Origin of the sequence: Sphingomonas sp. CFBP 13728, assembly GCF_014841895.1 — a bacterium.
In the GTDB taxonomy this organism is placed as follows: domain Bacteria; phylum Pseudomonadota; class Alphaproteobacteria; order Sphingomonadales; family Sphingomonadaceae; genus Sphingomonas.
The window spans coordinates 638191-659364 of record NZ_JACYUS010000001.1; the positions used below are offsets into that span (position 1 = coordinate 638191).

Annotated in this window: 22 protein-coding genes and 1 other RNA gene; 11 read left to right on the forward strand and 12 right to left on the reverse strand. The window is 65.8% G+C overall.

The features are described 5' to 3' along the window. Window positions 1–10 precede the first annotated feature (10 nt). The 3 genes from IFT67_RS02675 to IFT67_RS02685 all read right to left on the reverse strand — a co-directional run bounded on the left by IFT67_RS02675 (window position 11) and on the right by IFT67_RS02685 (window position 3259). Window positions 11–2023 (reverse strand): hypothetical protein, encoded by a 2013-nt coding sequence (locus tag IFT67_RS02675; RefSeq protein ID WP_192144944.1) that lies wholly within the window; start codon window positions 2021–2023, stop codon window positions 11–13. A 30-nt stretch (window positions 2024–2053) separates the two neighbouring features. Then, window positions 2054–2438: RNase P RNA component class A (rnpB, locus tag IFT67_RS02680), an RNA gene on the reverse strand. A gap of 188 nt (window positions 2439–2626) precedes the next feature. After that, window positions 2627–3259 (reverse strand): N-acetylmuramoyl-L-alanine amidase, encoded by a 633-nt coding sequence (locus tag IFT67_RS02685; protein WP_446740802.1) that lies wholly within the window; start codon window positions 3257–3259, stop codon window positions 2627–2629. 280 nt (window positions 3260–3539) lie between these two features. On the opposite strand from IFT67_RS02685, the gene dcd reads away from it, so the two are divergent. Then, the gene (gene dcd / locus IFT67_RS02690; RefSeq protein ID WP_055878967.1) at window positions 3540–4094 is read left to right on the forward strand and encodes a dCTP deaminase; all 555 of its coding nucleotides are present in this window, start codon (window positions 3540–3542) and stop codon (window positions 4092–4094) included. A gap of 603 nt (window positions 4095–4697) precedes the next feature. Here dcd and IFT67_RS02695 read toward each other — a convergent pair. The 5 genes from IFT67_RS02695 to IFT67_RS02715 form a co-directional block, all read right to left on the reverse strand. Beyond that, window positions 4698–5057 (reverse strand): tetratricopeptide repeat protein, encoded by a 360-nt coding sequence (locus IFT67_RS02695; protein WP_192144946.1) that lies wholly within the window; start codon window positions 5055–5057, stop codon window positions 4698–4700. Between the two features lie 251 nt (window positions 5058–5308). After that, a complete protein-coding gene (locus IFT67_RS02700) occupies window positions 5309–5737 on the reverse strand; it encodes an ExbD/TolR family protein (protein ID WP_181321086.1) in 429 nt (142 codons plus the stop codon). Between the two features lie 46 nt (window positions 5738–5783). After that, the gene (locus IFT67_RS02705) at window positions 5784–6260 is read right to left on the reverse strand and encodes an ExbD/TolR family protein (RefSeq protein ID WP_107961980.1); all 477 of its coding nucleotides are present in this window, start codon (window positions 6258–6260) and stop codon (window positions 5784–5786) included. A 93-nt stretch (window positions 6261–6353) separates the two neighbouring features. Further along, a complete protein-coding gene (locus IFT67_RS02710) occupies window positions 6354–7148 on the reverse strand; it encodes a MotA/TolQ/ExbB proton channel family protein (protein WP_107961979.1) in 795 nt (264 codons plus the stop codon). 107 nt (window positions 7149–7255) lie between these two features. Beyond that, complete coding sequence (locus IFT67_RS02715) at window positions 7256–7915, reverse strand: energy transducer TonB (protein WP_446740788.1); 660 nt, start codon at window positions 7913–7915, stop codon at window positions 7256–7258. A 245-nt stretch (window positions 7916–8160) separates the two neighbouring features. On the opposite strand from IFT67_RS02715, the gene IFT67_RS02720 reads away from it, so the two are divergent. Beyond that, window positions 8161–9069 carry a hypothetical protein gene (locus IFT67_RS02720; RefSeq protein WP_192144947.1) on the forward strand — a complete coding sequence of 303 codons (909 nt, stop codon included), beginning with the start codon at window positions 8161–8163 and terminating at the stop codon, window positions 9067–9069. Between the two features lie 13 nt (window positions 9070–9082). Here IFT67_RS02720 and IFT67_RS02725 read toward each other — a convergent pair whose 3' ends face one another. Together IFT67_RS02725 and IFT67_RS02730 are read right to left on the reverse strand one after the other, a co-directional pair. Continuing rightward, the gene (locus IFT67_RS02725) at window positions 9083–9364 is read right to left on the reverse strand and encodes a Rossmann fold domain-containing protein (protein ID WP_192144948.1); all 282 of its coding nucleotides are present in this window, start codon (window positions 9362–9364) and stop codon (window positions 9083–9085) included. A 4-nt stretch (window positions 9365–9368) separates the two neighbouring features. After that, window positions 9369–9740: a dihydroneopterin aldolase gene (locus IFT67_RS02730; protein ID WP_107961975.1), complete on the reverse strand. Its 372-nt coding sequence runs from the start codon at window positions 9738–9740 to the stop codon at window positions 9369–9371. Between the two features lie 283 nt (window positions 9741–10023). Between IFT67_RS02730 and IFT67_RS02735 the strand changes: the two genes are divergently transcribed. The 4 genes from IFT67_RS02735 to IFT67_RS02750 are packed head-to-tail and all read left to right on the forward strand — an operon-like array spanning window position 10024 to window position 12920. Beyond that, the gene (locus IFT67_RS02735; protein WP_192144949.1) at window positions 10024–10551 is read left to right on the forward strand and encodes a GNAT family N-acetyltransferase; all 528 of its coding nucleotides are present in this window, start codon (window positions 10024–10026) and stop codon (window positions 10549–10551) included. Between the two features lie 43 nt (window positions 10552–10594). After that, window positions 10595–11161 carry a DUF1285 domain-containing protein gene (locus tag IFT67_RS02740; RefSeq protein ID WP_192144950.1) on the forward strand — a complete coding sequence of 189 codons (567 nt, stop codon included), beginning with the start codon at window positions 10595–10597 and terminating at the stop codon, window positions 11159–11161. After that, a complete protein-coding gene (locus tag IFT67_RS02745) occupies window positions 11158–11754 on the forward strand; it encodes a CoA pyrophosphatase (protein WP_107961973.1) in 597 nt (198 codons plus the stop codon). Before IFT67_RS02740 ends, IFT67_RS02745 begins: the two co-directional genes overlap by 4 nt. Further along, complete coding sequence (locus tag IFT67_RS02750; protein WP_342450536.1) at window positions 11745–12920, forward strand: CCA tRNA nucleotidyltransferase; 1176 nt, start codon at window positions 11745–11747, stop codon at window positions 12918–12920. Before IFT67_RS02745 ends, IFT67_RS02750 begins: the two co-directional genes overlap by 10 nt. A gap of 81 nt (window positions 12921–13001) precedes the next feature. Here IFT67_RS02750 and IFT67_RS02755 read toward each other — a convergent pair whose 3' ends face one another. Together IFT67_RS02755 and parC are read right to left on the reverse strand one after the other, a co-directional pair. Beyond that, window positions 13002–14666: a putative bifunctional diguanylate cyclase/phosphodiesterase gene (locus IFT67_RS02755; RefSeq protein WP_192144952.1), complete on the reverse strand. Its 1665-nt coding sequence runs from the start codon at window positions 14664–14666 to the stop codon at window positions 13002–13004. Window positions 14667–14773: 107 nt separating this feature from the next. Beyond that, window positions 14774–17023, reverse strand: coding sequence for a DNA topoisomerase IV subunit A (parC, locus tag IFT67_RS02760; RefSeq protein ID WP_192144953.1), 2250 nt, complete (start codon window positions 17021–17023; stop codon window positions 14774–14776). A gap of 123 nt (window positions 17024–17146) precedes the next feature. On the opposite strand from parC, the gene IFT67_RS02765 reads away from it, so the two are divergent. From IFT67_RS02765 to purQ, 5 genes are all read left to right on the forward strand, one after another. Further along, window positions 17147–18067, forward strand: a complete 921-nt coding sequence (locus IFT67_RS02765; RefSeq protein ID WP_192144954.1) for an alpha/beta hydrolase family protein — start codon at window positions 17147–17149, stop codon at window positions 18065–18067. After that, on the forward strand, window positions 18064–19278 hold the full coding sequence (kynU, locus tag IFT67_RS02770) for a kynureninase (RefSeq protein WP_192144955.1): 1215 nt from the start codon (window positions 18064–18066) through the stop codon (window positions 19276–19278). The genes IFT67_RS02765 and kynU overlap by 4 nt, the downstream gene beginning before the upstream one ends. Before the next feature lie 136 nt (window positions 19279–19414). Further along, a complete protein-coding gene (gene purC, locus IFT67_RS02775) occupies window positions 19415–20194 on the forward strand; it encodes a phosphoribosylaminoimidazolesuccinocarboxamide synthase (RefSeq protein WP_056050712.1) in 780 nt (259 codons plus the stop codon). Then, on the forward strand, window positions 20195–20425 hold the full coding sequence (gene purS, locus IFT67_RS02780; protein WP_056482414.1) for a phosphoribosylformylglycinamidine synthase subunit PurS: 231 nt from the start codon (window positions 20195–20197) through the stop codon (window positions 20423–20425). Next, entirely contained in the window at window positions 20422–21090 is a 669-nt protein-coding gene (purQ, locus tag IFT67_RS02785; protein WP_121886688.1) for a phosphoribosylformylglycinamidine synthase subunit PurQ, read from the forward strand. Before purS ends, purQ begins: the two co-directional genes overlap by 4 nt. The last annotated feature ends 84 nt before the right edge of the window (window positions 21091–21174 follow it).

Here is a 21174-nt window from a genome sequence, read left to right on the forward strand (position 1 = left end):
ACCTGCCGCCTCACCCCGGCAGCTTGAACCGCACGCTATGTGACAGGCCGCCGCAGCCGACACCGCCATCGGGTCGGAACGTCTTGCTGTACCGTGCCCCGGCGATCGTCTGCACCCCGGCCTTGGTGAACACGAACGGGGGGTAACTCAGCACCGCGCGCTGGTTGAGGACCCTGCCGTCGGCGCCGACGTCGAACTGTGTCCTGGTCCACCCTTCGAAGCCCCAGGCCATCGCCTCGTCGGGAAACGTCCCGCCGGCCGACAGGAAGCGTGGCGGCGCGTCGAGGATCGCACACTGGCTCGCTGCCAGCCCCGACCGGTCGAACGTCGCACGCGCCGTAGCGGTGTCGCCCGCCTGTTGCTGCAGCGAAGCCAGGCGGATCAACGCCCCGACCCGCATGGGATCGTTCGCCGCCAGCCGCTGGTCGTCCGCCACCTGTTGCAGCAGCACCGCACGACGGTTTCGCGCATTGGTCCGCTCGGCGATCAGCAACAGGATCGCCGAGCGTGCCTCGGGATCGTTCGCATAGATCGGCATCGATAGCAGCGGCGTGACGGCACGCGTGAACGCCCCGTCCTTCCAGCTGTCCGCACTGGCCGTAACGCGCGCGCTGATATCGAGCGGCAGTCTGGCCGATGCGGGCGCGCCCTGCGCTTCAGCGATCGCCAGCGCACGCTTGGCGAACACGTTGGTCTCCTCGCGCCCGACAACAGCATTATTGACCAGCTGATACAGCGGCGGCAGCGTCGCAAGCGAATTGGCGCCCGACTTCGTCTCTGCCGCCGCAAGAGCCGCGCGCTGGTTCACGACCGCGACGGCATCCGCCCCACGCTCCCCGGCCGGCAGCGACAGCCCCTTCGATTCGAGCCAGGTCGCCATGTCGGCATCAAGGAACTTGCCGATCGACGGGCGCTCGAACAGTGTCGAGCACCGCATCTCGATGCGGACGTTGTACCGGAAGAATGCCGGGAACGCCTTTGCCTGTTCCGGCGTCCAGGACCAGCCGCGGACCGCGCGGGCAAACTCCAGCGCGACCGCACCGCCTCCTGCCGCATAGATTGGCGAGACGTCTTTCACTACGCCGTCGTCGCCGACCGTGAACTCGACCACCGCCATGTCGGCAGGCCGCAGGTCGGCCTCGCCCCCGCATGGCGGCACATCCATTTGCACCGCCGGGTCGAACTCGCCCTTAGTCAGCCGCCCGGCGCCGGTCATCGCCATATATCGCCGCGCGTCGTCGGGCTTGCCCGCCATCAGCGAGGCGATCGCCGCGTCCGAGCGTGCGGACACGTCGTTGATATCGGTCTGCGAGGTCATTCCGCCGAGCTGCTTGACCGCGTCGATCGCATAGACGCGCGCAGGCTCGTACGCGCCACGGTTGAGCGCCAGAATCGCATGACGGCGCGCGATCATCGCCTTCGTCTTGGCATCCGCCGGGGTGGTCTTCACCAGGGCATCGACACGGGCGAGGACCGCCTCTGCGGCGGCGGGATCGGTGAACGTCCTGGTCTCCGCCAGCGCCAGCATCGCACTCGCCTTCAGCGACGGCGTATCGCCCGCCGCTTCCGCGCTCGCATAGGCATCGCTCGCGCCCGCATAGTCGAGCGCGTTCTGGGCGATGGTCCCCAGGTTGTAATAGGCCCGCCAACGATCCTCTGCGAGTGTCGGATCGGTCGCGGGCAACACCGCGAGCCCGGTTCGCGCCGCGGTCACCGCGTCGTCCGAGCGATCGAGCTTGAACAAGGCGGCACTCTTGCGAATGAGCGCGATGCCACGACTACGCGACCCCGGCTTGGTCCGTGCCTCGAGCTTTTCCCACGCTTCCAGCGCCGCGACCTTGTCGCCCTTCGCATCGAGGGCGGTTGCGGCGTCGAAATCCTGCTGGACCGTCGTTGCGGGGCCTTGCGCAATCGCCGGGGCCGCCATCTGCACGATCGCGGCAGCGATCGCCGCCATGCCCGCGCCAAAGACCCCTACCCTGTCGATCTGCATCGCATCCCCCATGTCGCCACCCCGCGTCATTTGCGCGCAGTCTGCAATGGTTCGGAGATGGATGCCAGAGGGTCTATAAGCCGGGTTCTGTCCATTTCCGATCCTTCGATGCGGAAGTTAGGCGACCATTCCTCTAGGACGACGGTTGCCCGCCGCCTCAAGCAATCAACCCGGGTGACGAGCTGAAACGAAGCCCATGTGCCACCCCTATTCGATCTTGCTCCCGGTGGGGTTTGCCGTGCCGCCCCTGTTACCAGGCGCGCGGTGCGCTCTTACCGCACCCTTTCACTCTGACCGCCCCGACCGAAGCCGAGGGTTGGCCGTCTGCTCTCTGTGGCACTTTCCCTGAGGTCACCCTCGCCGGGCGTTACCCGGCACCGTCGTTTCGCGGAGCCCGGACTTTCCTCGCGTGTCCGAAAACACCCGCGGCCGCCCGACCCTCTGGCGAGGCGAGCCCTAGCGCGGGTGCGGGCGATGCACCACCGTTTTTAGCGTGCGCTGCGATCCTCCCCCGCCAGGGGGAGGTGGCTGGCACTCGCCAGACGGAGGGGAAGGCAAGGGACAGCTTCTGTTCCGTGTCCTCCCCCTCCGACACTTTCGGTGCCACCTCCCCCTGGCGGGGGAGGATCGTGATTAGTCGTCGCCCATCGGCTTCGGCAGCAACAGTGCCAGCAGGATGCACCGGCACTCCGCATCGACCTCGCCGTCGACGAGCTCCGGGCGGAAGCGCCGCTGGAACGCCATCGTCGCCGCCATCCGGTTCTCGACATCATAGCCGAAGCGTTCGAGCGCGAGGCAGAAGCCGCCTTCGGTCCAGCCCGGGTCCATCAGATTCTTCGTCGGCCGCGGCAACGCCAGCCGGCGCCGCGCCAGTTCGTGCCACGGGAACAGCTCGCCTGGATCACGCTTGCGCACCGGCGCGATGTCCGAATGGCCGACGATGTTGCCCCGCGTGATCTCGTGGCGATCCTTGATCTCGGCGACCAGCGTCACGACCGACGCGATCTGCTCAGGGGGGAACGGGCGATAGCCGAACTCGTGACCGGGATTGACGATCTCGATGCCGACGCTGGCGGAGTTGACGTCGTCGACGTCGCGCCAGTGCGATTTGCCCGCGTGCCAGGCGCGCTTGTCCTCCGCGACCATCCGCAGGACCGTGCCGTCTTCCTCGACCAGATAATGCGAGGACACCTTCGCCTCGGGATCGCGCAGCCGAGCGATCGCCGACGCGCCGTCCTGCATTCCGGTATAGTGCAGCACGATCATCGTGATCGGCAGCGAACGATCGTCGAAATTGGGTGACGGGGTCTCGATGAACTTCAAGCCAGCTTCCCTTTCAGCCGTCGGGCCAGCACCGACGGCGCAGTTGCGATCGCGGCGATCGTGACGTCGCACTGTGACGCCACCGCCCGACCGCATCAATAGCCTACGCGCGTGAGCGGACGCTTCGTGAGAGGCGCGCGGACGGGGCTGCACGTGATTCGGCGCGTCCCTCTTGCCGTCGGCACGCATCCGGGCGAAAGCCGCTCCCGAAAAGGGAGTTGCCATGTCCGTGATGTCCGACCGCTGGATCCGCGAGCGCGCGCTGGGCGATGCGATGATCGAACCGTTCCACGAAGCGCAGCGCCGCGACGGGTGCATCTCGTACGGGCTGTCGTCCTATGGCTACGACGCGCGCGTTGCCGACGAATTCAAGATCTTCACCAACGTCGACAGCGCGATCGTCGACCCGAAGGACTTCGCCGCGAACAGCTTCGTCGATCGCAAGACCGACGTCTGCATCATCCCGCCGAACAGCTTCGCGCTCGCCCGCACCGTCGAATATTTTCGCGTGCCGCGGGACGTGCTGGTGATCTGCCTCGGCAAGTCGACCTATGCGCGGTGCGGGATCATCGTCAACGTGACGCCGCTGGAGCCGGAATGGGAGGGGCATGTGACGCTGGAATTCTCCAACACCACGCCGTTGCCGGCCAAGATCTATGCGAACGAGGGCGCGTGCCAGTTCCTGTTCCTGAAGGGGAACGAGCCTTGCGAGGTCAGCTATGCGGATCGCGCCGGGAAATACATGGGCCAGCGCGGGGTGACGCTGCCGCGGCTTTAGGGCTTGGCGCATGGGGCTTCGGGCGTCGGGCTGGGTACTGCTGCCGCCGGGGAGACTGACGCGAGGCTGCGGAAACTTAGACCCGCTCCACGTTTGTTCCGGCTCCTGAGGTTGCCAGCTCCCACCGCGGATTCACCGGCCCAGCGAGCTGTCAGACACGTGGACAAATCGGGCGAACCTAGTTGTCCCCGTCTCCCCCGCCCGCCGAGGGCCGGGGTCCAAGCGGCGAGGTCTAGGTGACGACGCTCAACGCTCCGTTGGCAGCGTCCCCGATTGGGTCCACGCCTCCGCCGGGGTAGTGTCGTGCGTGTCTTGATAGACGAAGTCTACGAGTGCTAACGACGGGAAGAGCACACCCAAACCCAGCACACACGTCTTCCATACGAAGACCAACCGCGGACGATTTGACCCCGCTGCCAAACCCACATGCTCAAACGGTGTCGTGCCTTGCAGCGCATGGCAGTTCGTCATCCAACAGGTACCGAACCATCAACCTTCCGCACTTGATCCCCCGCGAAGGCGGAGACCCCGCCTGGGCTCCCGCCTTCGCAAGAGAACAGGGAGAGGGCGCCCCCTCCGCGATCACGACCGCGAGATCACGCTCTAGCGAGTGGCGATCTGCTGCGCTTGCCGAGCGAGCGCACGGCTAGCCAGATCGTGCGACGATGCCACCGCGCCGGATGGCAGGTCCATCGCAACCGCAGGTCGCTCCAGCACTGCCGCATACAGCGCGCGTGCCTCCGATTCGCGACCGGTGCGGTGATAGACCGACGCGAGGTTGAGCATAAGTTCGGGGCGCTGCGGAAAGATCTTACGCTCGGCGACGATACGCTGCTCCGCCATCGATAGATCGCCGGCTGCGATCGCGACGTAGCCCGTGCGATCGACCGTCGCGGACTGGTCCGCCAGAGCCGGCGTCGCGGCACCAAGAGTTGCGAGAACGAACAGAACGGACTTGCGCATCATCCATCTCCACTGACCTTCGCATTCCGGAAGGTTTCATTTTTGTGACAACGGTGTGTCACTTCGATGACTGTCATACAAGTACATTGATCAAGCTCGCGCGCGCGGGTTCATTGCCTCGATCGATCGGCCCCGCGACGCTCCGATCCGAGCGTCGCTTCGATCCGAGCCTCGCTAGTCACGAGCACACGACAAAAAAGGGCGGCCCCGGAGGACCGCCCTTTGGACGTTCGATACTGTACGCAGGCGACTTAGAAGTCGTTGCGGTACTGCTCGTTGCCGATGAAGCCGAGCTTGGTGATCGCGGACCGCTTGATCACGGCCAGCGTGCGATCGACCACTTCGTACCGGGCCTGTGGATCAGGCTGGAAGTGAAGTTCGGGCTCGGGCGTCATGCCCGCGGACTGATCCAGATACTGGCGAAGCGTGACCTCGTCGACCGGCGCACCGTTCCACGCGATAACACCGGCGGCATCGATCGAGATCTTGTTCTTCTCGGGATTGACCGGGTTCTGCGGCTGGTTCGGGCTGTTGACCGGAAGGTCGACCTTAACCGCGTGCGTCTGAATGGGGATCGTGATGATGAACATGATGAGGAGAACGAGCAGGACGTCGATCAACGGCGTCATGTTCATTTCCATCATCGGCGCGCCATCTTCTTTGCCGCCGCTCATTGCCATTTTATACTACTCCTAATTACGTCCGAGCCACCATCAGCGTTCGGCATCAGCGTTCGGTGGTGCCGCCGGGAGGCGGTTCGGAGATGAAGCCGACGCGGGCGAACCCGGCCTGCTGCATCGTGTAGATCGTGGCGCCGATGCAGCGGTACGGTGCGTTCACGTCGCCGCGAATATGCGCCTCAGGCAGTTCGAGACCAGCGGCATTGGCACCGCCCTGACGTGCGATCTCGGCCTTCAGCTTGTCCACGCCGCGCTGCAGCAGCTCTTCATGGGTAACCGGCGAAAGACCCCAGAATACCTGGCACTGCCCGTTGGCCGACGTCACCGACAGCGAGACGTTCTCGGGCTTGGTCATCGTCGGATCAAAGCGGACATCCGGGAGCTTCAGCTGCACCGCCTGGACCGCGACGGTCGTCGTTACCAGGAAGATGATCAGGAGCACGAGCATGACGTCGACCAGCGGCGTCGTATTGATGTCCGATATCGAACTCTCGGTGGAATCGCCACCAACACTCATCGCCATGTGCGAACTATCCTATCCATTTGATCGCCACCGGAACCGCCGGCAGCAATGAAGCGGGGCAGCTGCGAGCAGCAGCCCCGCCTTTCACGCGTCTTAGTTGGCGCGCGGTACGCCACCGGTCTGGCCGGCAGTCGTGGTCGTCGTGACAGGCTTGGCCGGAACCGGCTTTGCGCCCGAAGCGATCGACGGACGAACCGCACCGTTCGAAGCGAGGAAGCCGAGCACGTCGTTCGAGAAGGCCGACAGGTCCTCTGCGATCGACTTGTTGCGGCGCTGCAGCCAGTTGTACGACAGAACGGCAGGAACCGCGACGACCAGACCGAGGGCGGTCATGATCAGTGCTTCACCGACCGGCCCTGCGACCTTGTCGATCGATGCCTGACCCGATGCACCGATCTTCACGAGTGCGCGGTAGATGCCGATAACCGTACCGAACAGACCGATGAACGGCGAAACCGAACCGACCGTCGCGAGGAAGGCGAGACCGCCACCGAGCTTCGAGTTGATCGCGGCTTCCGAACGCGCCAGCGAACCGTGCAGCCAGTCATGCGCCTCGACCGGATCGGTCAGCTTCGAATGCTGCTCCTGAGCGGCGAGACCGTCGTCGACGATCTGCTTGTAGGCCGAGTTCTTCTCGAGCTTGGCCGAACCTTCGCGAAGACTGTTCGACGACCAGAACGCCTGACGGACGCGCTTGCCCTGACCGATGATCTTCTGCTGCTCGAACAGCTTCGAGAACAGGATGTAGAACGACACGACCGACATCAGCACGAGGATGCCGAACACGGTCTGCGAAATCAGGCCGCCTTCACGGAGTGCGGCTTGCAGGCCGTACGGGTTGGCGTCGGCTGCGGCGGGCGCTGCCGCTGCAAGGATGGTGGTGATCATGATCGGTTAGTCCTCTGACTATAGTCAATGTCTGAAACGAAAAGTGCAGCGTAAACTGACCAGAGTATCGAGCCCAAATCACCGGGCCCGATAATCACTGGCCCAAATCACTGGGGCGGGATCTTCCACGTCACGCGACGCGAAGAGCTCGACCGGATCGGATTGCCCGCCGTGTCCATTGCCGGCGAATACCGACCACGCCGTGTGATCGCGGCGCATGCGGCCCGATCCAGCGCGGACGATCCGCTCGACGACGTCACGCGGCAATTCTCGACGCGACCCTGGGCATTGATGTCCCAGGCGATCCCCACGGTGCCTTCTTCCTCGGCGCGCAGCGAACTCGGCGGATAATCATCCGTCGAAACCCACTGAGCAGGATCACCCTTAGGTCCGGCTGCCTTGCTGACGACTGGCGGCGCGGGAGGCGCTGCTGGAGCCGGCGGTGCTGGCGGCGACGGCGGGGCCGTCGGCTGGAACTTGGGGATGATGCTCGACGTGGTAATCGCTGGAGCGGGCTGCGGCGTTACCACGACCGGCGGCGGCGTCACGACCGTGGTCGGTGGCGGCGGCAGGTTTGGCTGGTCAGGCGGCGGCGGCGGGGGCTCGTCGGGTGGAGGCGGCGGCGGTGGCGGCTCCACGTCGAACGTCGTCATCTTTTCCTGGGCCTTCTTTACGTACTGATACGCAAGGCCAGTGACGAAAGCATAGCCCAAGGCCGCATGAATCAGCGCGACGATCACGATCGCGACGATTTTGCCTCCGGACATCTTCTGGTCAGTATAGGCCATTCAGAAACGACACTCCCTTAATCTGCCTGCTCCGTACGCACGTATCCGCACTCGGTACGCGACACATACGTCTGCCGTTGGCCGGAATAACCACGGGGCAGTGCCCAAGTCCTATCGCCACGTTCTGCGACACGCAAACGCTTTGTCAGACGCAACAAACGTACAACCGTACGATGGCAGAATTATTTCTGTATCGTTCAGCTTCAGTCGCGTAGCCTGAACACATGAATCCACTGTTTCACGTTACGGCTTCGGCCCTCGCGATCGCCCTCGTCGCACTGCCCGCCGATGCCGGCCGGGTGCCACCGCAGCCGCAGGTTTCTCCCGGTACGACGCCTGTCACGACAGGCCAGGCGCCACGGGAGGCGCCACCGGAAACACAAGGCGGGATCGGCTATGCCGACATCGCCGACCTGGTTCTCTCGGCGCCGATCATCGCCGATGCGACCGTGCGGTCGACCGCGAAGATAAAGCCGGCCGAGGCGCCCAATCTCGCGCCCGGGCTTGTCCGGCTCTATGTCGAAGTCGACGTCACGGCGTTGATCCGGGGTGCGGACGGACTGCCGCCGCGAATCGGGTACCTGCTCGATATCGCACCCGATTCCGCCGGCAAGGTGCCAAAGTTCAAGAAGGCGCGCGTGTTGATCTTCGCGCGGCCGGTCGCGGGTGCAGTCAACCAGGTCCAGCTGATCGCGCCCGATGCGCAACTCGACTGGACACCGACGGCGGATGCGCGCGCCCGCAAGATCGCCAACGATGCGCTGGCCAGCGACGCGCCACCGGTCATCACCGGGATCGGCAACGCGTTCCACGTCGCCGGTGCGCTGCCCGGCGAGGGCGAGACGCAGATCTTCCTGACGACGGCGGATCAACGTCCGGTTTCGCTATCGGTACTGCGTCGCCCTGGCGAGCAACCCCGTTGGGCGGTGGCGCTGAGCGAGATCGTCGACGAATCGGCAGCACCGCCTGCTCCCGAGACGCTGCTGTGGTACCGGATGGCCTGCGCGTTGCCGGCGACGCTACCCGAACGGAGCACCGGATCGCTCGAAGCCGCCGACGCGACGATCGCACGCGAGGATTACGCCTTCGTCCTGGCCGCGCTCGGACCCTGCGGGCGGACGCGGAAGAGCTGAACGCCCTCACGATTTAGCGTTTGCCGATCTCCAGCACCTGCCCGGTAGTCGACCGCGCCTGTTCGAGAAAAGCGACGGCAGCATCGATGTCGGCGGGGTCTGCTCCCTCGCCCGGCACGACGGCGTTGAGCCGAGTCGACGGCGCCAACTCGACCGCGAGTGGCGCGATCGATGCCCTCGCCTGCGCCATCGTCAGCGCATCCAGCACCGGCGAGATCACGACGACGAGCGATTCGCCCCCCGCCCCGCGGACCAATGCCGCGATATCGCCACCCGACTCCAGCGTCAGCCGCATCCGATCACCGCCGATGACGGACGAGCGTAACCCCGATCGCCTCGTCGGCTTCGGCGATCGCGAGCTTCACGATCTTCACTTGCACCCGCAACACCCGCGCATCCTGCAGAAACAGCGTCTCGCAGATATGATCGGCGACGCCCTCGATCAGCGTGAAGTGCACGCCGGGCGGCAGCGCGGTGGTCGCCGCGTTCTTCAGGTCGAGATAGTTCTTGGAGGCGGACAACGGCGTATCCGGCGCAAAGCGCTTCGGGCAGACCATGTCGACCGTCAGCGAGATCCGCAACGGCTGCGGCAGGTGCGTCTCTTCCGAATAGATGCCGGTCAGGACCTGCACTTCGAGATCGTGAACTTCGAGTTGAAGACTGTCTTCCATAGGCGCGCCTCTAGCAGACGCACGCCGAGATGAAAGTCGGCTCTTCGGAAGAGCGAACGCGGTCGGGTATTCGGCCCCCTCGATCCCCCCTGCCAGGGGAAGGTGGCGGGCACTTGCATGACGGAGGCGTAGTTCAGGCACTATGCCCGCTGCGTGTCCCCCATTTCCGAAGCCTTCGGTTATCCTTGCGTTCAGCGTCGCCAACGCTAAAGCGCGCTGCCCCACCGTCCACGCGCCGCCGACACGCGGTCGACACGCGGCGCATGCGGGGCAGGAGATGCCGGTGATCACGCTCGTCCCCCTCGATGTCATCAATCCGACCGCGGTCGAGATGTTGCTCGATGCCGCTTTCGGCCCGGATCGGTTCACGCGGACCGCCTATATGATCCGCGGCACCGGCACGCCGATCGCGGCGCTCAGCTTTGCCGCGGTCGAGGACGGCGTATTGGTCGGCTCGATCCAGTGCTGGCCGATCGCGCTGATCGGCGACGACCGGCAGAGTCCGCTGGTGATGGTCGGTCCGGTCGCCGTCTCCCCCAACCGCCAGGGCGACGGCATCGGTCGCAGCCTCGTCGCGCGGGTGCTCGAGGCCGCTGCCGCGAACGGACTCGACGATGCGCTCATGCTGATCGGCGACCCCGATTATTACGGTCGCTTCTTCGGCTTCTCGGCCGAGCGCACCGCATTCTGGGACGCCCCCGGCCCGGTCGAGCGCCACCGCCTGCTCGCGCGCGGCACTTCGGTACCGGATACCGCGGGCATACTCGGTCCACGCACGGCGGAGACGATACCAGTCACCGCATCCGTATAAGGCGCCGCTTTACCTCGGCCCCCTCCCCGCCTAGTCCGCCGCCATGCCCATGGATCCCATTCCCGATATCGCCTCGCTCAGTCTCGCCGAGATCGCCAAGCTCGTCGAGGAGGCCAAGTTGCCGCCCGTCGAGAAATGGAACCCGACGCATTGCGGCGACAGCGAGATGCGGATCGCCCGCGACGGCACCTGGTATCACCAGGGCTCGCCGATCGGGCGCCCGGCGATGGTCCGGCTGTTCTCGACGATCCTCCGGCGCGAACCCGACGGTACGCACGTCCTCGTCACCCCCGTCGAGAAACTCGATATCGAGGTCGAGGACGCGGCCTTTATCGCGGTCGAGATGAAGGCCGAAGGTAGCGGTCGCGATGCGAAGCTCGCCTTCCGGCTGAACACCGGCGACCTCGTCACCGCAGGCCCGGAGCATCCGCTGCGCTTCGTCAAGGATACCGATGGCCCTCGCCCGTACCTCGCGGTGCGCGGCGGGATGGAGGCGCTGGTCGTTCGCTCGGTCTATTACGAGCTCGCCGAGCGCGCGATCGCCGACGACGCGACGCCTGCCGGGCTGTGGAGCGACGGCGCGTTCTTCCCGCTGGAGCCCGCTGCATGAGCCTCACGGAACGGATGACTGCGGCGCTGGCGAAGGGCGCCGGGTCGCACATGATACTGCTCACCGGCGACCAGCATGACGGCGATCTCACCGCCGCCGACACGTTGCTTCCCGCCGCGGTGCTGATCGCGGTGACCGACCGCGCCGATCCCGGCGTGATCCTGACGCAGCGCACCGACACGATGAGCCGCCACCCCGGCCAGATCGCGTTCCCCGGCGGCCGGATCGATCCCGGCGAGGACGTCGTGACCGCGGCCCTGCGCGAGGCCGAGGAGGAGATCGCCCTCCCCCGCGACCAGGTCCGCGTGATCGGCGAGGCCGACAGCTACCGCACCGTCACCGGGTTCCAGGTGACGCCGGTGATCGGCATCATCCCGCCCGACCTGATCTTCACGCCGAGCGAAGCGGAAGTCGCCAGCGTCTTCGAAGTCCCGCTCGCGTTCCTCCTCGACGAGGCGAACCATGTCGAGGCGACGCTCGAATGGCAGGGCCACGACCGGCATTACTACGAGATCATGTGGAACGAGCGCCGCATCTGGGGCGCGACCGCGGCGATGATCGTCAACCTCGCGCGCCGTCTGAGGTGGTCTTGATACTCCCGGCTGCGGCGTGGCGCGACCGTGATGGCCTGGAAGCACTGACCAAGGTTCTCGGCGCGGCGGACGGCGAGTCGCGCTTCGTCGGTGGCGCGGTGCGCGATACGCTGCTCGGGATCGACGTCGCCGATGTCGATATCGCCACCCGCCTGCCCCCGCAGGAGGTGATCGAGCGGCTTCAGGATGCGCGGATCAAGGCGGTCCCGACCGGGCTCGCACACGGCACGATCACCGCGGTCACGGCTGCGGGACCGGTCGAAGTGACGACACTGCGCCGTGACGTCTCGACCGACGGTCGCCATGCGATCATCGCCTATACCGACGACTGGCGCGAGGATGCGGCGCGCCGCGACTTCACGATTAACGCGCTCTACGCGGACCCGGCGACCGGCGAGATCTTCGATTATTTCGGTGGTCTCGACGATCTCGCGGCGCGGCGCGTCCGCTTCATCGGCGACCCGCTGCAGCGGATCGCCGAAGATCACCTTCGCATCCTCCGCTTCTTCCGCTTCCACGCGCGGTTCGGCACCACGATCGACGAAGCCGGGCTCGACGCATGTACCGCACGCGCCAACGACCTGATGGCGCTCTCGCGCGAACGCGTCGCGAGCGAAGTGCTGAAACTGCTGGTTGCGGCCAACGCCGTGCCCGTCGTCGCGCTGATGGTCGAGCGCGGCATCTTTCGCGCGGTGTTGCCGGAGATCGACGCGGCCGGTGCCGAGCGGCTCGCCCTCCTGGCCGACCGCGAGACGACGGCAGGCATCGCGCCGGACCCGATCCGCCGCCTCGCCATGACGATCGCTCCCGCAGCGGCCGAAGCCGTCGGCGCGCGTTTGAAGCTCTCCAACACCGACCGCAAGCGCCTGATCGCCGCCACCGCCGGCCCCGGCGAGGAAGGCCCGCAGGCACTTGCCTACCGCGTCGGCTCGACCGTCGCGGTCGACCGCCTCCTGATCGCTGGCGACGACGTCACGCCGATCACCGACTGGACGCCGCCCGCCTTCCCGTTCTCGGGCGGCGCACTGGTCGAACGCGGGCTCCGCAGGGGCCCGGACGTCGCGGCAATGCTGCGCCGGGTCGAGACGCAGTGGATCGCAGAACGCTTCCCCGATGCCGCAAGGGTCGCGGCAATCGCCGACGAAATGGTCGCAACCGCGCTCTGAGGCGGCGTTTTTGAGTCCGAAGGAGCCGGACGCGGGGCATCCGTCATTCCCCTGCTCCGGTCTATCGGAGCAGGGCGGGGGCTAGGCCACAGACCCGATCATCGCATAGGCCGCATCGGCTTCAAGCGGCTTGGCATAGAAATATCCTTGCCCGAACGTGCACCCCAGTGCGGCCAGCGTCTGCGCCAGTTCGTTCGTCTCGATACCCTCGGCGGTGGTCTTCATCCCCAGCGCCTGCGCCAGACTCAGGATCGCGCGGACGATCGACACCTTGTCGCGGTCGGCGAGCATCCCCGAGACGAAACTGCGATCGATCTTGAGCACGTCGATCGGCAGCTTCTGGAGGTATGCAAGGTTCGAATATCCCGTCCCGAAATCGTCCATCGCGAGCGTCGTGCCAAGCGCCTTCAGCGCATGCATCGTGCCCGTGATGCGGTCCGGATCGGTGACGATCGCGCTCTCGGTCAGCTCCAGCGTGAAGCGATCCCCGCTCAATCCGGTCGACGCCAGCGCCGCCTCGACCACCGGCGCGATGTCGTCGCGCTGCAACTGGATCGCCGACAGATTGACCGCGACCTTCACCCCGCACGATCCGCCGTGGCGCATGTCCCAGCCCGCCAGAGTCCGGGCCGCCTCTTCGATCGCCCAGCGCCCCAGCGGTACGATCAGGCCGGATTCCTCGGCAACCGGGATGAATTCGGTCGGGTTGTGTGCGCGCCCCTGTTCGTCGGTCCAGCGGGCGAGCGCCTCGAACGACACGATCCGGCCGGTCGCGAGATCGCAGATCGGCTGATACGCCAGCCGCAGTTCGCGATTCTCGATCGCGCGCCGCAATGCGGTCTCCATGCTGAACTGCGCGCGGGCGATCGCGAAGTCCTGCGGCAAATAACTCTCGGCGCGACCGCTCACCTTCGCCCGCTTCACCGCGAACTGCGCGTGGCGGATCAGTTCGGCGACGTCGGCAGCCTCGTCGGCGCCGTACGCAATGCCGACCGAGCATTCGACGCTGATCTCGTAATCGGTAAGCCGAAACGGCGTCGTCAGCGTCCGCTGGATCCGCTCGGCCAAGGCGTGCGCCTCGTCGCGGTCATTGTCGACCGTCATGAGGATGCCGAACTGATCGCCACCGATGCGGGCCAGCGTATCGCGGGCGCGCAACGCCCCCTTGATCCGCCGGGCGACGGTGATCAGCAATTCGTCACCGGCCAGCGAGCCGAGACACGAGTTCAGCCGCCCGAACCGGTCGAGATCGATTGCGAGAACCGCGCTGGCGCTACGATCGCCGATATCCTCGATCAGTTCCTCGAATCCCTCGCGGTTCGGCAAACCGGTCAGGCTGTCGGTCGTCATCTCGCGGCGCAGGCTGCGTTCGGTCTGGATCTGCGAGGTCTGGTCGATGAAACTGATCGTGCAGCGATCGCGCAACGACGCGAACGTCCGCGCGATCGTCACGCGGTAATAGCGGCAGTCGATCTCGTCCCCCAGCGACCATTCGAAATCGGACCGCAAGCTCGCCGAATCGAGAAAGGCAAGGATACGCGATCCCAGATCGGCGATCATCGGCGATCGCTCGGCGATGACGCCCAGGCCAGCCAGCCGATAGGCGCGGTTCATCGCGAACAGATCGAACACACCGGCGTTCACCACCACGTGCGCCGCCGGTATGGGAACGAGTTCGAGCGCCCGCGCGACGAGTTCCGTCGCGACGATTGGTTGCGTCATCGCATCCGGGGCCATCGATGCCATGCGCCTTGCCTAGCCGACGTTCGTTAAAACGTCCTGAAGGAACCGAAACGGCTCTTAACTGTCGTTTATCGCCAATCTTTCGGTTTTACAGCGTGCTACCGCTGGATTTACCCGAACCGATTATCGCGCGGGAAACCGGTCGGTGGCATTCTTCCTGCTGCGCCGCGTGCCGCACGCCATGGGCCAAGGTCCGATTCGGTCCGGGTTCTTCCCGTGCCGCCGCCCATCGCCCAGCTCAGACCCTCGGCAAATACGAACGTGATCGCATCCGCGAGCCCGCCGTCACGGTAGCGCTGCAACTGAAGCCCCTGCCCGCGCGTCATCTCGACGAGTTCGGCGAGGGGGAACACCAGCATCTTCCGGTTGTCGCCGATCGCCGCGACGTAGTCGTCGTTGGGCCCGATCGGCCGAACGATCTTCAACTGCGCACCCGGCCGCGGCGTCATCACCGTCTTGCCCTTGCGGGTCTCGGCGATCACTTCGGCCGAACTCACCGAGAAACCGCGCCCATCGGTCGCCACCACTAAGAGCTTGGGATGCTTGCTAGCGGGCAGTAGCGCGACGATCCCGACGCTGCCATCGAGGTCGATCATCGCCCGCACCGGCTCCCCGAACCCGCGCCCGCCCGGCAGCTTGTCCGCCGCCAGCGTGTAGAACCGCCCGTTCTCCGCGGCGAGCAATAGCTTGTCAGTAGTCTGCGCGTGGAACGCATAGGCCGGGCCGTCGCCCTCCTTGAACTTCAGCGCTTCCGGGCTTGCCAGATCGTTGTGCCCCTTCATCGCCCGGATCCAGCCACGCTGCGACAGGATCACGGTGATCGGCTCGCGCTCGATCATCGCCTCCAGCGGGATGTCGCGGGTCGGAGCATGCTCCTCTATCGTCGTCCGCCGTTTGCCGAGTGGGGTCTCAAGCCCGTATCGATCGCGGATCTTCGCCATGTCGCGCTTCATCCGCGCACGCTGCTTCTTCGGATCGGCGAGCAACGCGGCCAGCGTCGCCTGCTCCTTGTCGAGTTTGTCGCGCTCGGTCTTGATCTCGAACTCTTCGAGCCGCCGCAGACTGCGCAACCGCATGTTGAGGATCGCCTCGGCCTGGCGATCGGTCAGCGCGAACTCGGCGATCATCACCTTCTTCGGCTCGTCCTCGGTACGGATGACCTCGATCACGCGGTCGAGATTGAGATACGCGATCAGATAGCCGTCGAGCAGTTCGACCCGGTCGGCGATCTTCGCCAGCCGGTGCTCGGTCCGCCGGCGCAGCACCACGAACTGGTGATCGACCCACGCCGCCAGCGCCTCGCGCAAGCTCATCACGCGCGGCGTGCGATCCTTGTCGAGCACGTTGAGGTTGAGGCTGATACGCGTCTCGAGATCGGTCAGCCGGAACAGCCCGTCCATCAGGATCTGCGGATCGACCGTGCGGCTGCGCGGTTCGAGCACGATGCGAATCTCGGTATCCGATTCGTCGCGCACATCGGCGAGGATCGGCAGGCGCTTGGCGTTGATCAGGTCGGCGATCTGCTCGATCAGCTTGCCCTTCTGCACACCGTACGGGATTTCGGTAACGATCAGCTGCCAGCCGCCGCCCTTCTCGCGCTCGGTTTCCCAGCGCGCGCGGACGCGAAAGCCACCACGCCCGGTCGCATAGGATTCGCGGATGACCGCGGGCGGATCGACGACGAGTCCACCGGTCGGGAAATCGGGCCCCTTCACATGCTCCAGGATCGCCGCATCGTCGGCGTCGGGCGTGTCGATCAGCACGATCGCCGCCTCCAGCAACTCGGCGGCGTTATGCGGCGGAATGCTCGTCGCCATGCCGACCGCGATCCCGCTCGCGCCGTTCGCCAGCAGGTTCGGGAACAGCCCCGGGAACAGCTCGGGCTCGTGATCCTCGCCATTATACGTTGGGCGATACGCGACCGCGTCCTCGTCGAGCCCGTCCATCAGGTCGATCGCGACCTGAGTCAGCCGCGCCTCGGTGTAGCGGTAGGCGGCGGCGTTATCGCCGTCGATGTTGCCGAAATTGCCCTGCCCGTCGACTAGCGGATAGCGCATCGCGAACGACTGCGCCAAGCGCACCATCGCGTCGTAGACCGACTGGTCGCCGTGCGGATGGTATTTGCCGATCACGTCGCCGACGACGCGCGCGCACTTCTTGTACCCCTGCGCTGGATCGAGCTTGAGCAGTCGCATGGCCCACAGCAAGCGCCGATGCACCGGCTTCATCCCGTCGCGCACGTCGGGCAGCGACCGCGCGGTGATCGTTGACAACGCATAGACGAGATACCGCTCGGACAGCGCGCTGTCGAAGGGGGCGTCGACGATGGAGTCGAACGGATCTTTGAAATCGGTGGCCATTGCGCGCAGCGATAGCAGCCGCGAACGAAACGATCAAAGCATGAACGTACGAAGCGGCCTGCACGTTCGATCACGACGATATGCCCGCATGACGCGGTCGATCGAGCCCGCTACACCAACCTTATGATCCGCCTTGCCTTTCTCGCGCTTGCCGCAACGTCCACGCCCGTCATGGCGCAGACGCCCGCTCCCCCCCCGGCCAAGCTGTTGACATGGCCCGACCTGACGAAGCGGCAGAAACCGATGCCCGATGCGACCGTCGACTATGGCACTGACCCGATGCAGAAGGTCGACGTCTGGCTCCCCAAGAGCAAAACCAAGGGGCCGTTCCCAGTGGTCGTGATGGTCCATGGCGGCTGCTGGACGACGAGCATCGCCGATCGCAGCCTGATGAACTGGATCGCCGACGACCTGCGGAACACCGGCGTCGCGGTCTGGAACATCGACTATCGCGGCGTCGACCGCACCGGCGGCGGCTATCCCGGCACGTTCGCGGACGCTGCCAAGGCCGCCGACCAACTCAAGGTCAGCGCCAAGACGTTCAACCTGGACACGCGCCGCGTGCTCGCGATCGGCCACTCGGCTGGCGGCCATCTCGCGCTCTGGCTCGCTGCTCGCCCGAAGCTTCCGACGACGAGCCCCCTCCACATGGCTCACCCACTCCGCATCCGCCACGTCATCAGCCTCGGCGGCCTTCCCGATCTCGAAGCCACCGCGACCAACGCCGACAATGGCTGCGGCACCGAAGTCGTCGCAAAACTGGTCGGCACGCCCACGCCGCAGCATCCGGGCGTCTACGCCGACACCTCGGTCCCGCGCCTGCTGCCGCTCGGCATGAAGCAGGACCTGATCAACGGCCGCGAAGACCGGATCATCCCCTTCGTCATGGCCACCGACTATATCGCCAAGGCAACCGCAGCCGGCGACACCGCGACGCTGCACACCATTCCTGAGACCGGCCATGTCGAACTGATCGCGCCGGAAACGCCTGCCTGGGCCGAAGCCAAACGCCTGATCCTGTCCTATTTCGGAAAGAGCCAGTGACTCTCGAAGACGCACGCGCACTCGACGCGACCGATCCGCTCGCCGCCTGCCGCAACAAGTTCGCGCTCCCCGAGGGCGTGATCTACCTCGACGGCAACTCGCTCGGCGCGCTGCCCAAGGCAACGCCCGCCGCACTCGCCGACGTCGCCACCCGCCAATGGGGCGACCGCCTGATCCGCAGTTGGAACGAAGGCTGGATCGAGGCCCCCCAGCGGATCGGCACGAAGATCGCCCCGCTGATCGGCGCGGCCGCGGACGAGGTGATCATCGGTGACACGACCTCGACGCACCTTTTCAAGGCCTTGGTTGCCGGACTGCGCAGCAACCCGGAGCGTCACACGGTCTTGAGCGAGGCCGGCAACTTCCCCACCGACCTGCACATCGCCGAGGGTGCAGTCGCCTGCGTCCCCGGCGCACGGCTCAGAGTGGTCGCCCGCGAAGATCTTGCCGCCGCGCTCGACGAAGATACCGCGATCCTCCTCCTCACGCACGTGCACTACAAGACCAGCGACCGCTTCGACATGGCCGCCTGGACCGCGCGCGCGCACGACGCCGGCGCGTTGATGCTCTGGGACCTGAGCCACAGTGTCGGGGCGGTCCCGATCGACCTGACCGGCGCGAACGCCGATCTCGCCGTCGGTTGCACGTACAAATACCTCAACGGCGGCCCCGGCGCGCCCGCGTTCCTCTACGTCGCCACGCGCTGGCAGGACGCGCTCGCCAGCCCGCTCTCCGGCTGGATGGGCCACATCGCGCCGTTCGCGTTCGAGGACGCCTACCGCCCCGCCCCCGGCATGAAGCGCTGGCTTGCCGGCACGCCTGCGATGCTTTCGACCGCCGCACTGGAAACCGCGCTCGACCTCTGGGCCGACATCGACCAGCACGCTGTCGCTACCAAGAGCGCGCAATTGTTCGACATCCTCGCCGCAGCCGGCGACGCACTGGGCCTCGACTGCGTCAGCCCTCGAGACCCCGCCAAACGCGGCAGCCACATCAGCTTCCGTCACCCGCACGCTTACGCCTTGACCCAAGCCCTCATAGCTAGAGGCGTCATCGGTGATTTCCGCGACCCCGACATCCTCCGCTTGGGCCTGACGCCGTTGTATCTCAGCCATGAAGACGTCTGGCGCGCGGGCGACATCCTGCGCGAAACGCTCGAAACCGAAGCCTGGCGAGCCCTTGCCTTCGCCGAGCGCCTGGCTGTCACCTGACACCACGCGAAGCCGCGATTGCACCCCCCGCACCCTTCGCCTATAGGCGCGGCCTATTCCGGCCTCGGCTTCGCGAACGATCTCGCGTAGGCTGGGGCCGCTCGATTTTCATCGCTCGATTTCCAGGGGACCGCGCATGGCTCGCCGCCGCCAGATCTACGAAGGCAAGGCCAAGATCCTCTACGAGGGTCCCGAGCCGGGCACGCTGATCCAGTATTTCAAGGACGACGCGACCGCGTTCAATGCCCAGAAAAAGGGCACGATCAACGGCAAGGGCGTGCTCAACAACCGGATTTCCGAGCACATCTTCACGCTGCTCGATCATATCGGCGTGCCGACGCACTTCATCCGCCGCCTCAACATGCGCGAGCAGCTGATCCGCCAGGTCGAGATCGTCCCGATCGAAGTCGTCGTGCGTAACGTCGCCGCGGGCTCTATCTCGACGCGTCTCGGGATCGAGGAGGGCACCAAGCTGCCCCGCACGATCATCGAATATTACTACAAGGACGACGCGCTCGGCGATCCGATGATCTCCGACGAACACATCGCCGCGTTCGGCTGGGCAAGCCAGGAGGAGATGCACGACATCGCCGACCTCGCGATCCGCGTGAACGATTTCCTGTGTGGGCTGTTCGCCGGCGTCGGCATCCGCCTGGTCGACTTCAAGCTCGAATTCGGCCGCATCTTCGACAACGACTTCGGTCGCATCATCCTCGCGGACGAGATCAGCCCCGATGGCTGCCGCCTGTGGGACATGGAAACCAACGAGAAGATGGACAAGGATCGCTTCCGTCGCGATCTTGGTGGTGAAGTCGAGGCGTATCAAGAGGTTGCACGCCGTCTTGGCCTGCTGCCCGAGGGGGCCGACAACGCCGTCCTCGACCTCGAAAAGCATCGCAAGAACCGGGGCAAGTAAATGAAACTCAAGGTTTTCGTGACATTGAAGCCCGGCGTGCTCGATCCGCAGGGCCGGGCGATCCACCACGCGCTCGGCAGCCTCGGCTTCGACGGCGTGCACGACGTCCGCCAGGGCAAGCTGATCGAACTGGAGGTCGCCGACGATACCGACGACGCGACGATCGACGGCATGTGCCGCAAGCTGCTCGCCAACACGGTGATCGAGAATTACCGGGTCGAGCGCGCATGAAAACTGCGGTCATCGTCTTCCCCGGCTCCAACTGCGACCGCGACATCGCCGTCGCGCTGGAGGCGGTGACCGGTGTCAAGCCGCTCATGGTTTGGCACGGTGATGCGGACTTGCCGGCGGATGTCGGCCTGGTCGCGGTCCCTGGCGGCTTCTCGTATGGCGACTACCTCCGCTCGGGCGCGATCGCGGCGCGATCGCCGATCATGCGTGCGGTCGTCGAGCAGGCGGGCAAGGGCCTGCCCGTGCTCGGCATCTGCAACGGCTTCCAGGTGTTGACCGAAGCGGGTCTCCTGCCCGGCGCGCTGATGCGCAACGAGGGGCTGAACTTCGTCTGTCGCGATGTCGCGCTGACCGTGGAGACGGCGAGTTCGACGTTCACGTCGGGCTATTCCGCAGGCGAACGCGTGTCCTTCCCGGTCGCGCATCACGACGGCAACTACTTCGCCGACGCCGAAACGCTCGACCGCCTCGAAGGCGAAGGCCGCGTAGCGTTCCGTTATGCGGAGAGCGTCAACGGTTCCGCGCGCAACATCGCTGGGCTGCTGAACGACAAGGGCAACGTACTTGGCATGATGCCGCATCCGGAGCGTCGTATCGAAGCGGCGCACGGCGGCACGGATGGTCGGCGTTTGTTCGAAGGTTTGCTGGAAGCCGTCAGCGCCTAACCCTTGTTCCCCCGCGAAAGCGGGGGCCCAGGATATCACCCACATCGACCGTGACCCTGGACTTCCGCGTGCGCGGGAGAGCAG

Bases quoted from the DNA above. Each gene is read 5' to 3' on its own strand.
- IFT67_RS02740 (WP_192144950.1), top strand. From the start codon at position 10,595: ATGCCCATGGATCCCATTCCCGATATCGCCTCGCTCAGTCTCGCCGAG.
- IFT67_RS02695 (WP_192144946.1), bottom strand. From the start codon at position 5,057: ATGCGCAAGTCCGTTCTGTTCGTTCTCGCAACTCTTGGTGCCGCGACG.
- IFT67_RS02755 (WP_192144952.1), bottom strand. From the start codon at position 14,666: ATGGCATCGATGGCCCCGGATGCGATGACGCAACCAATCGTCGCGACG.
- IFT67_RS02730 (WP_107961975.1), bottom strand. From the start codon at position 9,740: ATGGAAGACAGTCTTCAACTCGAAGTTCACGATCTCGAAGTGCAGGTC.
- IFT67_RS02765 (WP_192144954.1), top strand. From the start codon at position 17,147: ATGATCCGCCTTGCCTTTCTCGCGCTTGCCGCAACGTCCACGCCCGTC.
- IFT67_RS02685 (WP_446740802.1), bottom strand. From the start codon at position 3,259: ATGATCGTGCTGCACTATACCGGAATGCAGGACGGCGCGTCGGCGATC.
- IFT67_RS02715 (WP_446740788.1), bottom strand. From the start codon at position 7,915: ATGTCCGGAGGCAAAATCGTCGCGATCGTGATCGTCGCGCTGATTCAT.
- purS (WP_056482414.1), top strand. From the start codon at position 20,195: ATGAAACTCAAGGTTTTCGTGACATTGAAGCCCGGCGTGCTCGATCCG.
- IFT67_RS02675 (WP_192144944.1), bottom strand. From the start codon at position 2,023: ATGACGCGGGGTGGCGACATGGGGGATGCGATGCAGATCGACAGGGTA.
- IFT67_RS02720 (WP_192144947.1), top strand. From the start codon at position 8,161: ATGAATCCACTGTTTCACGTTACGGCTTCGGCCCTCGCGATCGCCCTC.
- dcd (WP_055878967.1), top strand. From the start codon at position 3,540: ATGTCCGTGATGTCCGACCGCTGGATCCGCGAGCGCGCGCTGGGCGAT.
- parC (WP_192144953.1), bottom strand. From the start codon at position 17,023: ATGGCCACCGATTTCAAAGATCCGTTCGACTCCATCGTCGACGCCCCC.
- purQ (WP_121886688.1), top strand. From the start codon at position 20,422: ATGAAAACTGCGGTCATCGTCTTCCCCGGCTCCAACTGCGACCGCGAC.
- IFT67_RS02710 (WP_107961979.1), bottom strand. From the start codon at position 7,148: ATGATCACCACCATCCTTGCAGCGGCAGCGCCCGCCGCAGCCGACGCC.
- IFT67_RS02725 (WP_192144948.1), bottom strand. From the start codon at position 9,364: ATGCGGCTGACGCTGGAGTCGGGTGGCGATATCGCGGCATTGGTCCGC.
- IFT67_RS02700 (WP_181321086.1), bottom strand. From the start codon at position 5,737: ATGGCAATGAGCGGCGGCAAAGAAGATGGCGCGCCGATGATGGAAATG.
- IFT67_RS02705 (WP_107961980.1), bottom strand. From the start codon at position 6,260: ATGGCGATGAGTGTTGGTGGCGATTCCACCGAGAGTTCGATATCGGAC.
- IFT67_RS02745 (WP_107961973.1), top strand. From the start codon at position 11,158: ATGAGCCTCACGGAACGGATGACTGCGGCGCTGGCGAAGGGCGCCGGG.
- purC (WP_056050712.1), top strand. From the start codon at position 19,415: ATGGCTCGCCGCCGCCAGATCTACGAAGGCAAGGCCAAGATCCTCTAC.